At 57.5% G+C, this 13,152-nt stretch carries 11 protein-coding genes; 7 read left to right on the top strand and 4 right to left on the bottom strand.

Annotation, left to right across the window (positions count from 1 at the left end):
- The first annotated feature begins 484 nt into the window (after positions 1-484).
- On the top strand, positions 485-2,071 hold the full coding sequence (locus tag E5201_RS11525; protein ID WP_140986254.1) for a DUF5605 domain-containing protein: 1,587 nt from the start codon (positions 485-487) through the stop codon (positions 2,069-2,071).
- Positions 2,072-2,456: 385 nt separating this feature from the next.
- Here E5201_RS11525 and E5201_RS11520 read toward each other — a convergent pair whose 3' ends face one another.
- The gene (locus tag E5201_RS11520; RefSeq protein WP_219993618.1) at positions 2,457-2,786 is read right to left on the bottom strand and encodes an IS110 family transposase; all 330 of its coding nucleotides are present in this window, start codon (positions 2,784-2,786) and stop codon (positions 2,457-2,459) included.
- A gap of 340 nt (positions 2,787-3,126) precedes the next feature.
- Between E5201_RS11520 and E5201_RS11515 the strand changes: the two genes are divergently transcribed.
- On the top strand, positions 3,127-5,106 hold the full coding sequence (locus E5201_RS11515; RefSeq protein ID WP_219993616.1) for a ribonucleoside triphosphate reductase: 1,980 nt from the start codon (positions 3,127-3,129) through the stop codon (positions 5,104-5,106).
- Between the two features lie 4 nt (positions 5,107-5,110).
- Positions 5,111-5,806, top strand: coding sequence for an anaerobic ribonucleoside-triphosphate reductase activating protein (locus E5201_RS11510; protein ID WP_140986251.1), 696 nt, complete (start codon positions 5,111-5,113; stop codon positions 5,804-5,806).
- 90 nt (positions 5,807-5,896) lie between these two features.
- Here E5201_RS11510 and E5201_RS11505 read toward each other — a convergent pair whose 3' ends face one another.
- On the bottom strand, positions 5,897-7,075 hold the full coding sequence (locus E5201_RS11505) for a hypothetical protein (RefSeq protein WP_140986250.1): 1,179 nt from the start codon (positions 7,073-7,075) through the stop codon (positions 5,897-5,899).
- Positions 7,076-7,331: 256 nt separating this feature from the next.
- On the opposite strand from E5201_RS11505, the gene E5201_RS11500 reads away from it, so the two are divergent.
- The 4 genes from E5201_RS11500 (at position 7,332) to moaB (ending at position 9,770) form a co-directional block, all read left to right on the top strand.
- Complete coding sequence (locus E5201_RS11500; RefSeq protein ID WP_140986249.1) at positions 7,332-7,691, top strand: winged helix-turn-helix domain-containing protein; 360 nt, start codon at positions 7,332-7,334, stop codon at positions 7,689-7,691.
- 138 nt (positions 7,692-7,829) lie between these two features.
- The gene (modA, locus tag E5201_RS11495; RefSeq protein ID WP_140986248.1) at positions 7,830-8,585 is read left to right on the top strand and encodes a molybdate ABC transporter substrate-binding protein; all 756 of its coding nucleotides are present in this window, start codon (positions 7,830-7,832) and stop codon (positions 8,583-8,585) included.
- A gap of 3 nt (positions 8,586-8,588) precedes the next feature.
- Positions 8,589-9,254 carry a molybdate ABC transporter permease subunit gene (gene modB / locus E5201_RS11490; protein WP_140986247.1) on the top strand — a complete coding sequence of 222 codons (666 nt, stop codon included), beginning with the start codon at positions 8,589-8,591 and terminating at the stop codon, positions 9,252-9,254.
- A gap of 3 nt (positions 9,255-9,257) precedes the next feature.
- Positions 9,258-9,770, top strand: coding sequence for a molybdenum cofactor biosynthesis protein B (gene moaB, locus E5201_RS11485; protein ID WP_140986246.1), 513 nt, complete (start codon positions 9,258-9,260; stop codon positions 9,768-9,770).
- Here moaB and cobA read toward each other — a convergent pair.
- Together cobA and E5201_RS11475 are read right to left on the bottom strand one after the other, a co-directional pair.
- On the bottom strand, positions 9,706-10,494 hold the full coding sequence (gene cobA, locus E5201_RS11480) for a uroporphyrinogen-III C-methyltransferase (protein WP_246050644.1): 789 nt from the start codon (positions 10,492-10,494) through the stop codon (positions 9,706-9,708). The two genes, moaB and cobA, sit on opposite strands and share 65 nt — an antisense overlap.
- On the bottom strand, positions 10,487-13,147 hold the full coding sequence (locus E5201_RS11475; protein WP_140986244.1) for a nitrate reductase: 2,661 nt from the start codon (positions 13,145-13,147) through the stop codon (positions 10,487-10,489). The genes cobA and E5201_RS11475 overlap by 8 nt, the downstream gene beginning before the upstream one ends.
- Positions 13,148-13,152: the final 5 nt, after the last annotated feature.

Genomic DNA, 13,152 nt, shown 5'->3' with positions numbered 1-13,152 from the left:
CCGACACAGGTTCTGCCGCTACCGATGCACTCTTACCAGCCGCTATCATGGACACCCTGAACGCTCCCCCGTTTGCGACCATAGGGGGAAATCCGCAATCCGGTCAACGGCTTTCTGCACACCGCCCACACCCTTACACGCTCCCGTGAACATCTCTCGCCGCACACGGCCCCTACCCTAACATCCTCCCCTGTGAGCTTCGCGTACGGGGGAGGTGCCGAGCGCAGTCGAGGCGGAGGGGGCACACCCACCTTCCAAGCCTTCCATCCTTAGTCGAGGCGCCCCCCTTCTCCTCCCTGCCTTGGGCGGGAAGGGGGACCTCTTTGCTTTAGCAAAGGGGTGGTGGGGTATCTTTCTCTTCTCTTTCTTACTTCTCTTACTTCCCCCACCTCACCCGCCCCTCCCACTTTCCCCTTGATCTCCACCGTCCTCCATCCTATTCATATGACATCATATAAATAAAACCTTACAGGAGAGGCCCCCGATGCCAGACATATCCCGCCGAGGCGTTGTCGCCGCCGCCACCTTACCCCTTCTGGCCACCGCCGGCGCCGCGCAGGCCCAAACCACCCCGACCACCGAGCGCTGGGGCTTCCATGAAATCACCCTCAAAGGCCCCACCGAATCCGACGGCAGCAATCCGTTTATCGATGTCTCCCTCAAGGCTGATTTCACCGACGGCAAGACCGTCCTCACCGTCCCCGGTTTCTATGATGGCGACGGCACCTATAAACTGCGCTTCAGCCCCCCTGCCGAAGGTCACTGGCGCTGGCTGACCAAATCCAACGCCTCAGCCCTTAACGCCCAATCGGGCACCCTGACCGCCACCGCGCCGACCGGTAAAAACCACGGCCCGATCGAAGTCGTCGAAGGCTATCACTTCGCCTATGCCGACGGCACGCCTTACCGTCAGATCGGCACCACCTGCTATGCGTGGGCGCAGCAATCCGACGCCCTGTGCGCCCAGACCATAGAGACGCTGAAAACCTCGCCCTATAACAAACTGCGCATGTGCGTCTTCCCGAATGTCGGCCACGAACCGATCCACCCCTTCGTCCAGACCGGCACCGGCGACCGCGACTGGGACGCCACCCGCTTCAACCCCGAATATTTCCGCATCTTCGACCGCCGCGTTCAGGCGCTGTACGAGATCGGCGTCGAAGCCGATGTCATCATCTTCCAGCCCTATGACAAGAAGCGCGGCTTCTCGGACATGACCCGCACGCAGGACGAGCGTCTGGTGCGTTACCTGATCGCGCGTCTGTCGGCCTATCGTCATGTCTGGTGGTCAGCCGCCAACGAATATGACCTGATCGAAACCAAGTCGATGGACGACTGGGATCATATATTGCGCCTGATCCAGAACGAAGACCCCCACCAACGCCTGCGCTCGATCCACAACATCAAGCGCCTGTATAACAACCACAAACCGTGGATCACCCACGCCTCGGTGCAGAACGGCTCGGCCATTCTCGATGACCGCACGGCTGAAACCTACCGCAGCGTCTGGGAAAAGCCGGTCATCTTCGACGAAGTCTGCTATGAGGGCAATATCGACGCCCGCTGGGGCAACCTGACCGGCGAACAGATGGTCGGCGCCTTCTGGCAGGGCCTGATCGCCGGCACCTATGTCGGCCATTCCGAAACCTATACACCCGGCAATACCGGCCCCGACAGTTCATGGCTGGGCAAGGGCGGCAAACTTCTCGGCACCTCTACCCCGCGTCTGGCCTTCCTGAAACAGATCATGGAAGACGGCCCCGCCCCCGGCATCAACCCGATCGACAAATGGTGGGAACGCCATCTCGGCGGCGTCGAAGGCCAGTATTACCTACGCTATTTTGGCACCGATGCCCCCGCCGAATGGGAAGTGAATGTGCCCAAAAACGGCATTACCGGCGGCGAACAGTTCCGCGTTGATATTATCGACACCTGGAACATGACCATTACCCCTGTCGAAGGCGTCTTTACGCTGGCCAAGAAAGACAATTACGACTTCCACGACCCCAAACGCCCAAAGATCAAACTCCCAAAGAAAAAATATATCGCCGTCCGCCTGACCCGCACCTGACACTCAAACCTCCCCTGCGAAGCGGGGGAGCAACTATGTGGATTTTTCCCAAGGCGTTTGCCGCCAGAGTAAGGCATTAGCGGCTGCGATAATCTTTCGCATGACAGCGACAATGATTACCTTTGGCGGTTTTCCGTTTTTGGCAAGCCTTTGAGCGAAGGTTCTGAAGGGTGTATCCATGCGCTTGGCTGACAGTACTGCGATATAGACAAAGGCTCTGTGCCTTGGCCTGACGCAAACACGCCCTCATCTGTGCCCGAAGGGCCTTACTATCCGTTAGACGGTCATGTTCGGAGTGGGTTTTGGACTTGGCCAGAAGATCGCTGATCTGTTCATAAACCGTCAGAAGTTCCGCCTGTTCAGGGGCACGCCGAGAAGCCGTGCCTTAGGCTTTGGCGGCCAGAGCAATCAGATACGCATCGGCCTTGTCAGACTTGGACCGAAGCCGATGCCATCGGGCAAATGCCCGAACTTCTATCGGCTGTAACATCACAACCTCCAGACGTGCCGCCTCCAGAGCCTCGCGGACATCACGCGCATAATTACCCGATGCCTCATCGATAGCCCGTTCCTGAACCTGCCGGATAAGCTCAGCTATACCGGCCATTGTGTTGGCAAAACGCAGGTGCGTCTGACCATCGCAAAGACCTAAAGCAAGCCAATCTTTCCCAATATCCAAACCCGTTACTTTTGTGCTAGGCTCTATCTGTTTCATGATCTCAACCTTGTGTCTGCGGGCCCAAACGCCCATGCAACTTTCCGAGGCATGAAATCCTAAAGTGGCCAGGCTCCCCCACGATGAAAATCAAGGTGGCAACGGCCCATAGTTCAGAAGGGACTGGCGGCCTGAAAACGTACAGTCCCTCCTAATCTTAAACCATTTTCTACAAACAAGATGGCAGCGCGAAGTCGCTGACGGAGGGGGAATCTTTTTTCAAACTTATCACGAAAACAACCCCAGTTGATTCAGATCAATTGCCGCCACAGACATCTATATATGGTGGATCACCCATATGGATTGTCCATATATTGATTCTCAAGCCGCGAGACCCGATATGCCCGATAGTGATCCACGTCTGATATTTCCGACCTTCGACGACGCCTTAGACCTCCCCGACAGTCAGGTCAGCTGCAAGCAAACCGTCGAAGAATATATCCACCGACAGGACTGGCGCATCAATGCCAATGCCAATACCTCCTATTCCAATGCTGGCCTGATCAATAATGCAGCAGGTAAGATTATCGCTAACTACTGGCTGGATAATGTCTATGCCCCCTCTGAGGCCCTCGCGCACCGCGACGCCGATCTGCATATCCATGACCTTGATTGCCTGACCGGCTATTGTGCAGGCTGGAGCCTGCGCGCCCTGCTCGATGAAGGTTTTAACGGTGTGCCTGGTAAGGTCGCAAGCCGCCCGCCGCGCCATTTCCGCGAAGCTCTGGGCCAGATGGCCAACTTCCTTGGTATATTGCAATCCGAATGGGCGGGCGCTCAGGCCTTCAGCTCGTTTGACACCTATCTGGCGCCCTATGTGTTCAAGGATCGCTTAGGCTTTGATGACATCAAAAAAGCCATCCGAAGCTTTGTCTATAACCTGAACGTGCCTGCCCGGTGGGGCCAAAGCCCGTTCACCAATATCACCCTCGACATCACCGTCCCGCCTGACCTCAAGGACAATTTCCCAACGGCGGGCACCTTGCATCTGTTCAGAGATATTGACGATGCCGACCTTCTGGCTGAGGCGCAAAAGCGTGGCGTCACGGCCCTCGAAGACCTCAGCTACCGCCACTTCCAGCCGGAAATGCAGCAGATCGTCATCGCCTATTATGAGGTCATGACCGAAGGCGACGCCCAGGGCCAGCCCTTCACCTTCCCTATTCCGACCGTCAATATCATGGAAGATTTTGACTGGGAATCACCGGTGGCCACGGCCCTGTTCGACAATACCGCCAAGATCGGTTCCTCCTACTTCCAGAACTTCATCGGCAGCCAGTACATGCTGAACGAAGCCGGTGAGAAGGTGCCCAACCCCGAAGCCTATGCGCCGCACGCCGTACGCAGCATGTGCTGCCGTCTGCAACTCGATCTGCGCGAACTGCTCAAGCGCGGTAACGGCCTGTTCGGCTCGGCCGAGATGACCGGCTCCATCGGCGTGGTGACGCTCAACATGGCGCGTCTCGGCTACCGCTTCAGAAATGATGTCACCGGCCTGACGACCGAGATCGAACGGCTGATGGATCTGGCCAGAGACTCGCTTGAGAAAAAGCGCGTCTTCGTTCAGGACATGTATGATCGCGGTCTTTACCCCTATACGCGTCGTTACCTGCCGCATTTCCGCAATCATTTCAGCACCATTGGCGTCAATGGCATGAACGAAATGGTGCGCAATTTTACCGGTGACGCCTATGACCTGACCGATCCGCGCGGCCGCGAAATGTCACTGGCCATACTTGATATCATGCGCGCCCGCCTGAGGCTCTATCAGGAAGACACCGGCCACCTCTATAACCTTGAGGCCACGCCTGCCGAAGGCACGACCTACCGCTTCGCCAAGGAAGACAAAAAGCGCTTCCCCGACATCCTTCAGGCCGGTTTCGATCTGAATATCTATTACACCAACTCCTCTCAGGCTCCGGTCGGCCATACCGAAGACCCGTTTGAGGCCTTAAGCCTTCAGGACAATCTGCAATGCAAATATACCGGCGGCACGGTGCTGCACCTGTATATGAACGAGCGCATTTCCTCCGGCGAAGCCTGCAAGCGTCTGGTGCGCACGGTCATTGAAAACTACCGCCTGCCCTATATCACCATCACGCCGGTGTTCTCAGTCTGTGAGACCCACGGTTATCTCAATGGCGAACAGAACCAATGCCCGTCCTGCGGCAAGGATACCCTCGTCTGGACACGGGTCATGGGTTATCACCGCCCGGTCGCCAGCTTCAACCATGGCAAAAAAGGCGAACACAAGGAACGCAGACACTATAAGGAAAATGCGCCTTCCCTGCCCCTGTTCACCTGCGAAAGCGTGACCTGAGACCATGTGGCCGAAACTGCCGATCACCAGTATCACGCCGTTCACCTTTCAGGACTTCCCTGAGCGGACGGCGTGCATATTGTGGTTTTCCGGCTGCAACATGGCCTGCGGCTATTGCCACAACCCTGAACTGGTCAAGGGAACGCTGGCGCGTTTGCCTGAACCGAAGATCACGGATTTTCTGAATAGCCGCAAAGGCCTGCTCGAAGGCGTGGTCTTGTCCGGCGGTGAATGCACTCTGGCCAATGCCCTGCCCGAGCTATGCCGCTACCTGAAAGCAATGGGCTTTCAGGTCAAGATCGACACCAACGGCACCCGCCCTGAGATGATCGCACATCTGCTCAATCAGGCATTGGTCGATTTCATCGCGCTTGATTTCAAAGCCCCCGAAAGGAAATATACGGCCATCACCCATCATGCGGATTTTTCCGCCTTTGAACACAGCCTGAAACTGATCGCTTCCGCGTCTATCGAAACCGAAATCCGCACCACCGTGCATGGCGATCTGCTCGATACCGATGACCTCAACATCATGACCGCCCAGCTTGAGGCTCTTCGCTATACCGGCCCCTATGTGGTGCAGAACTTCCGCACTGTGCCGACCCTTGGCGGGCTGACGACACCACAACGCCCCTTTAACCCCGCCGACCTGACACCCCGCGCCTTTCCGACCCGCCTGCGCAATTTCAAAGGTCTGTGATCCCCTCTCTCTTTTTTGAAAGGACCTGTGAGATGGTTGCAAAAGGGTTGGAGTCTTTGCAGACCAGAAAACAACCCTTTAGGACCGTCTCTAATACTTCACCTGAAAATAGGGCATAATCTTTTGCGTGTCCGTGCCAAACCCGTCGGCATTGTAATCAGCATATTTAATCCCCGCGACGAAACGCTTGGCAAAGGGCTTTTCGATCAGCAAATTGACCTCGGTGCCGTAATCACGCCCGCCGCGCTCTGCCGCAAAGCTGTGATAAGCGCCCTGCACCTTCAGCCCCGACTTGTGGCCATAAACCACCGACACCGCCTGTTCTTTCAACCCATCCGCAGGCGTCGTCAGGAACATATCCGCCCAACCGCTAAAGGCATGGTTAGTTCCAAGTGGAAACTGAAAGGCGCTGACGCCGTTGCCTTCCATGACGCTATGGGTCGCCTTCAGCGTCACCGACCCGATACTCAGGGACGGCTCCAGACTGTAGTACCCGAGTTCAAACCGGTTGGGATTGGCCCCATACGCTTTCTGACGGGCATATTCGGCTCTCACGGCCCCCTTCACCGTACCGAAATTATGCGCCCCTTCAAAGACAATCCCCGTCGTCAGACCCGACTGTACCGGCGCATCCGGAATATCGAGCGCTTGCACAAACCCGCTCAGCTTGATCGCCGGACTGAACACATGGCTGACCCGCGCCAGATAAATTTCGCTGTCATCCCAAGTCCCCTGCCCCGAGCGCGTGCCAAACACGCGATTAACCTGAAACACATAGGCCGCCTCAAGCGTCGTCTTAGCCCCCAAGGCCGTTTTGACACTCACCCCGTCAAAGGTCTGGTCATTCTGCCGCCAGCCGACTGACCCCAGATGGCGCTGGTTATCAAAGGCGATGATCTGCCGCCCCAGCACCGCGCGGGTACCCTTATGGACATAACTCAGTTGCAGACGGTTGATCAGGGCATCATCAGGATCAGCAACTACCGGATAGGCGGTCTTCCGATTGATCGTGTCATTGAACCGCACCGGCCCCAGCGCCCGCACGACCTCACCTTCAACCAGAAAACTGAAACCGTTAACCGGTGCGGTTTCCACACCGGCCTTAAGGCGCAGCGTATGCGCCTCAGCCGTCTCCGGCCGGTTGCCTTGCGTCACCTGCTCATAGCGGTAACGCAGATCAGCAATGGGCTTAAGCACCGGATCGGCATAACTCATTGCCGGAAACAATACAGGTAACGACGCCAACGCAGTGGCACAGAGAGCGCGCATGACAGCCTCAGGGGAAAAAGAAATGATGAGATAGAGCGACCACCAGCTTAGGCTGCGGCCTTTCGGGGATACTTGATCCGTGTCAAAGTCTTCGTTGACCTGACTGCCTCACGAGCGCATTCCGAAAAGTGGGACGCACTTTTCGGAATGCGCGTCAAACAAAAATCTGAAGCTTATGCGATCCCCTTTGATCGGGTAAGCTTCAGGTCGGAGGCTGCGCCCGTAATCGCCACAGAAGCATGACATAATCCCCGCCATGACCGCTACGCCCAACGCTTTCAAAATATATATCCGACTGCTGCACGATTGTGACATCGCCATGGGGCCGGGCAAGGCTGACCTCATTGAGGCCATAGAGCGGCACGGCTCACTGTCCGCCGCCGCAAAGGTAATGGACATAAGCTATCGCCGCGTCTGGGCCATGGTTGAATCGATGAATGCCGGCTTCAAAGAACCGCTGGTGGCCACGGCGCATGGCGGCGCAAAGGGCGGCGGCGCGTCCGTCACCCCGTTCGGCCATGAGGTGTTAAGACTCTACCGCACCCTGCAAACCGAGGCGAATGACCTCACCCTGAGACATTTTGAGCACATAAAACCGCTGATGAAGGCGGACTGACACCCTCTGAACCTTACCGCTTTTCAGATCAGCTTGATCCAGATCAAATGCTCGATATGTTTCGTCGTGCATATCGCATCCTCTGCTGTTCTTGCGCGTCAGAGGGGTTAAGGACATATCCGTGATAAAGGTTGCCAAATGAAGCCTAACCGTCGGGTTCTGTTAAACCTTCTGCTGGCCTTGTGTCTCGTGTGGCCTGCCCTTGGGCAGGCCGCTGAGATCAGAGTTGCTGTCGCCGCCAACTTCACCGAAACCGCCAAAACCCTCGGCACCGCCTTTGAACGCCGTACCGGCCATCGCGTGACCCACAGCTTTGGCTCATCCGGTCAACTGGCGACGCAGATTCAACAGGGTGCGCCCTTTGATGTGTTTCTGTCCGCCGATGCCGAACGGCCCCTTTGGCTCGAACAACAGAGCCTGACGGTCAAAGGCTCACGGTTTGTCTATGCCTATGGTCGTCTGGTCTTATGGAGCGGGGATAAGTCGCGCACAGATGTCAATCTCAAGGGCCTCAGGGCCGGACGCTTCAGTCATCTGGCCATCGCCGATCCGCTGACCGCGCCCTATGGGTTGGCGGCGGAAGAGGTGCTGAAAAAACACGCCCTTTTTGGACAAATTTCGCCGAAAATCGTCAAGGGTGGCAACATCGCCCAGACCTATGGTTTTGTGAAAACCCGCGCCGCCGATATGGGTTTTGTCGCCCTCTCACAGGTAAAAGGACGTAACGAAGGGATTTACTGGCTTGTGCCCGCCGCCGACTATTCCCCCATAGACCAGCAGGCGGTATGGCTGAAACGCAGTGAAAACAATACCGCAGCGCGCGCCTATATGGGCTTCCTCAAAAGCCCCGAAGCGCGCAAGATCATTCGCGCACAAGGCTATGAGGTAGACTGATTTATGTGGGAAGCGGTACGCGTCACATTGGCACTGGCGGCGGTTACGACGCCGCTTTTGCTCGTTCTGGCAACACCTCTGGCCTGGTGGTTATCACAGGGTAGCGGTCCTGTACGCGACTGCGTCGGTGCCCTGACCGCCTTACCGATTGTGCTGCCACCGACCGTGCTAGGGTTTTATCTTCTGATTGCGATGGGGCCGCATAGCCCGCTTATGTTTATCCTCAGACCCTTCGGCATTGAGACACTGGCCTTCAGCTTTACCGGTCTGGTGATAGGGTCACTGTTCTATTCCCTGCCCTTTGCCGTACAGCCGATCCGCAACGCCTTTGAGGCCATGGGAAAACAACCGCTGGAGATGGCGAAACTTCTGGGGGCGTCGCGGCTTCAGACCTTTTTCAGAGTCATTCTGCCCCAATCGCAACGTGGATTTATCACCGCCGCCATTCTGGTCTTTGCCCATACGATCGGGGAATTTGGCGTCGTCCTGATGATCGGCGGCTCCATTCCGGGCAAGACCGAAGTCCTGTCCATCCGCATCTATCAGGCCGTCGAGCAACTGAACTGGAACGAGGCCCATATACTCTCAGTGGGGCTGATGGCCTTCGCCTTCCTGATCCTTTGGTCGCTCCTGATAATCGACCGCCGCACCCGCACCACAGAAAGCTGACCCATGTCAAAAAACAGGCCCTTTACACCGCTAAATATCGCCGTCCTGACTGTGTCTGATCGCCATACGCCGGACACCGATACCTCAGGCAATTTGCTGTCTGAACGCATCGCCGCCGCCGGACATATCCTCGCTGAGCGCGCGCTTTTACCCCACGATCAGGTGGCCCTGACGGCTCAGGTTCTACGGTGGATCGAAGACGGCAAGGTACAGGTCATCCTAACCAATGGCGGCACGGGCCTGCATGAACATAATGTCACCCCCGAAGCGCTTGAGCCTCTGTTTGCCAAACGCATTGATGGCTTTTCGGCGCTGTTTCATGCCTTAAGTTTCCAAAGCATCGGCACCTCTACCCTGTCATCACGTGCCACGGCAGGTATAACGCCCGAAAAGGTGCTGATATTCTGCCTGCCCGGTTCGGAAAATGCCTGCGCCGATGGCTGGGACAGGATCATCCGTGAGCAGTTAGACGCGCGTCACAAGCCGTGTAATCTGGTTGGTTTGCTAAGGCGCTGAACGGTACACGGGCACGGGCAAACACCGGCCCGACCCCGATCAGCACCGGCCCGTCAAAGGCCGCCGTCTGCACCATATCCGCCAATTGCGCCAAAGTCCCCTTGACCGCACGTGCCGAACGGCGACCGGCGTTTTCGACAATCAATACCGGCGTGGCCCCGCCGCGCACCGCCTGCACGCGCGCCTGAATATGGGCAGCATTGTGCGACGACATATAGAACACCAGCGACATTTCCGGATCACAGACAACCGAGTCTTTCAGATCAACTGACCCGTCCTTGGTGCGCCCTGTCAGATAGGTCACTGAACGGGCTTCCCCACGATGGGTCAGCGGCACTTCGAACTGCGCCGCCGCCGCAGAGGCCGCCGTTACACCAGCCAGAGTCTTATGCGCAATGCCGTGCGCCTCAAGATAGTCACGCTCCTCACCGACCCGCCCGAACACCGAAGGATCACCACCCTTGAGCCGCACCACATGCAGGCCCTTGCGCGCCAGACGCACCATCAGGGCATTGGTCTTATCCTGCGAGACGCTCAGGCGATCCCCGCGTTTACCAACACAGATTTTCACACAGCGTTCCGGCGCCAGCGCCAGAATATCCTCACTGACCAGCGCATCATACAAAAGTGCCTGCGCCGACTGGAGCGCCTTCAAGGCCCCAAGCGTCAAAAGATCGGCATCACCCGGTCCGGCACCGGTAAGTGTCACAAAACCCTCAGGCATCGGCCAGCTCCTTTGTTTTGGCATGCTTCAGCAAGCATTGTTTCAGTTCGCCCTTACAGGAACCGCATGAGGTGCCTGCGGTGGTCGCTTCGCTGATCTCATCGACCGTTTTTGCCCCGTCCGCTATGGCGGCGGAGATGGCCACTTCACCGACACTGCGGCAGGCGCAGATGATGCGGCCCTTGTCCTGCGTCCCTGGCAAGCGTCCGATCAACAAGGCCGCGCGGTGCGCATCGCTTAAAACCTCATCGCCGAAACGCTCCAGCAACCAGTCCCGCGGCGGCAGTTTCTTATGGATCGGCGCGACAAACATCACGCGCGTCAAACGTCCCTGAGCATCGACACGCACCCGCCGCGTCAGACCGGAGCCTGCATCATGCAGCGTCAGGCTCGCCTCAATCATTGACAGGTCAGGTGAGGTTATGCCTGCGACCTCAAAGCAATCGGCATGGGCATGGGTCGTACGCCGCCAGATCGTATCATCGTCCCACTGCGGCAGTTCGCCGTCAAAATCGCGCGGGGCCATGACAAAGCCATGCCATTGTTCGCTATAGGCGCGGACATTCGCCGGTGTGTGCTTGAATTCCGGCTGACCCGACAGGGCATCCACCGCCGGATTGACCATCTGGTTTGAACGGCCGAACGGCGCAAATTGCTTCGTCCAGTGCATCGGCACAGACAGATTGCCTTCGCGTACATCGTCCGTCACACGTGCCTTGAGAATCGCTTCACCCCATGCGGTGGTGACAACCGCCAGCCGCCCGTCCTTTATACCAAGGGCTTTCGCATCCTTCGGGTGAATATCGAGCAGCGGTTCGGTAATATGGCGGTTCAGTTCCGGTGCCAGCGCCGTCCGCGTCAGGGTGTGCCAGTGGTCGCGCACACGCGCCGAATTGAGGCTGAACGGGAACTCAGGCGTGGTCTGATTGGCCGGGCTGCGTACAATAGACGGCACCAGACGTGCGCGCCCGTCAGGCGTATTGAACTTGCCATCAGCAAACAAACGCCCCGACGGCAAACCATCGGCCTTAAACGGCCAGCGCACCGGCTGAAGCGCGTCATATTCACTCTTCGACATGCCCGCCAGACCACCAAGGTCAAGGAACCGCCGCCCGTCATTTTCAAACGCCGTCAGACCCGCATGTTCGGCAAAAACCGCATCGGGACCAGCCCAGTCAAAGGCACTTTCCCATGCCGCATTCATACGGCGGGCGACCTCTGAGACAATCGCCCAGTCAGGCCGCACCTCTCCGGGCAAGGCCGTCAGATTGCGCTGACGGGAAATGACACGCTCGCTATTGGTGACCGTGCCGTCCTTCTCGCCCCATGCCGCCGCAGGTAATTGGATATGGGCCATGTCCATGGTATCGGTGCGGGCCATGACATCGGACACCACCACCAGTTCGCAGTTCGACAGTGCCTCATGAATCCGGTTGGTATCCGGCATGGACACCATCGGATTGGTCGCCATGATCCAGATAGCCTTGATCTTACCCGTCCGCACCGCTTCGAACATATCAACGGCCTTAAGACCGGCCTTTGGCGCAATGGTTGGCGACTGCCAGAACCGCTGCACCAGCGCCTTTGAGGCGTCGTCGAAATCCATATGGGCCGCCAGCATATTGGCCAAACCGCCCACCTCACGTCCGCCCATAGCGTTAGGCTGACCGGTGATGGAAAACGGAGCCGCCCCCGGCTTGCCGATCTTGCCCGACAACAGATGCGCGTTGATCAGGCTCAGGCCCTTATGCACGCCCTGCGCCGACTGGTTGGAGCCCATGGAGAACAGGCTGACCACCTTGGGCGTATGTAAAAACGCATCATAAAAGGCCTTAAGATCGACCGTTGAAATGCCGCAATCCTCAGCCACGGCATCGATGCTCTGGTCATCGGCACTTAAGGCCGCCATCAGGCGCGAAAAGCCCTGCGTGTGGCCATCTATGAAATCATGATCAATGGCGTCGCGGGCAATCAGATGGGCACACAATCCGTTCCACAACCGCACATCCGTCTGTGGCCGGATCATCAGATGCAGGTCAGCCGCCTTTGCCGTATCGGTACGCTTCGGATCAATACAGACCCGAAACTGGTTTTGACGCGTTTCAATCCGGCGATAGAGCACCGGATGGGTCCAGGCCGCGTTATGGCCGGAAAAAACCAGCATGTCGGCCTCGGTCAGATCCTCATAGGTGCCGGGCACCAGATCAGCCCCGAAGGCCTGCTTGTGCGCCGCCACAGCCGAAGACATGCACAGCCGTGAATTGGTGTCGACATTGGCTGTGCCAATATAGCCCTTGGCCAGTTTGTTGACCGCATAATAGTCCTCGGTCAATAATTGACCGGAGAGATAAAAGGCCACGGCATCCGGCCCGTGATCGATGATCACCTGATTGAATTTCTGCGACACTGCCGACAGGACTTCATCCCACGAAGCTGTTTCAAAATGCCCGTCTTTGCGTACTCGCGGCGACAGCAAACGCCCCTCAAGTCCGAAGGTATTGCCAAGCGCCGTCCCCTTGGAACAGAGCCGCCCCTGATTGGCCGGATGGGTTTCGTCGCCCCTTACCGTCATCTGACGATCATTGACCACGGCCTTGACGCCACAGCCAACGCCGCAATAGGGACAGGTGGTATGAACAGCGCAATGAGTCATGATGC

The sequence above is a fragment of the Asticcacaulis tiandongensis genome (assembly GCF_006475605.1).
Taxonomy (GTDB): Bacteria; Pseudomonadota; Alphaproteobacteria; order Caulobacterales; family Caulobacteraceae; genus Asticcacaulis; species Asticcacaulis tiandongensis.
The sequence above is the reverse complement of the archived record's forward strand: the minus strand, read 5'-3'. Positions and strand labels throughout refer to the sequence as shown.

Excerpts from the sequence above, each read along its gene's own strand:
- E5201_RS11520 (WP_219993618.1), bottom strand. The coding sequence starts at position 2,786 with ATGAAACAGATAGAGCCTAGCACAAAAGTAACGGGTTTGGATATTGGG.
- E5201_RS11475 (WP_140986244.1), bottom strand. The coding sequence starts at position 13,147 with ATGACTCATTGCGCTGTTCATACCACCTGTCCCTATTGCGGCGTTGGC.
- moaB (WP_140986246.1), top strand. The coding sequence starts at position 9,258 with ATGTCAAAAAACAGGCCCTTTACACCGCTAAATATCGCCGTCCTGACT.
- E5201_RS11510 (WP_140986251.1), top strand. The coding sequence starts at position 5,111 with ATGTGGCCGAAACTGCCGATCACCAGTATCACGCCGTTCACCTTTCAG.
- E5201_RS11505 (WP_140986250.1), bottom strand. The coding sequence starts at position 7,075 with ATGCGCGCTCTCTGTGCCACTGCGTTGGCGTCGTTACCTGTATTGTTT.
- E5201_RS11525 (WP_140986254.1), top strand. The coding sequence starts at position 485 with ATGCCAGACATATCCCGCCGAGGCGTTGTCGCCGCCGCCACCTTACCC.
- modA (WP_140986248.1), top strand. The coding sequence starts at position 7,830 with ATGAAGCCTAACCGTCGGGTTCTGTTAAACCTTCTGCTGGCCTTGTGT.
- cobA (WP_246050644.1), bottom strand. The coding sequence starts at position 10,494 with ATGCCTGAGGGTTTTGTGACACTTACCGGTGCCGGACCGGGTGATGCC.
- E5201_RS11500 (WP_140986249.1), top strand. The coding sequence starts at position 7,332 with ATGACCGCTACGCCCAACGCTTTCAAAATATATATCCGACTGCTGCAC.
- E5201_RS11515 (WP_219993616.1), top strand. The coding sequence starts at position 3,127 with ATGCCCGATAGTGATCCACGTCTGATATTTCCGACCTTCGACGACGCC.
- modB (WP_140986247.1), top strand. The coding sequence starts at position 8,589 with ATGTGGGAAGCGGTACGCGTCACATTGGCACTGGCGGCGGTTACGACG.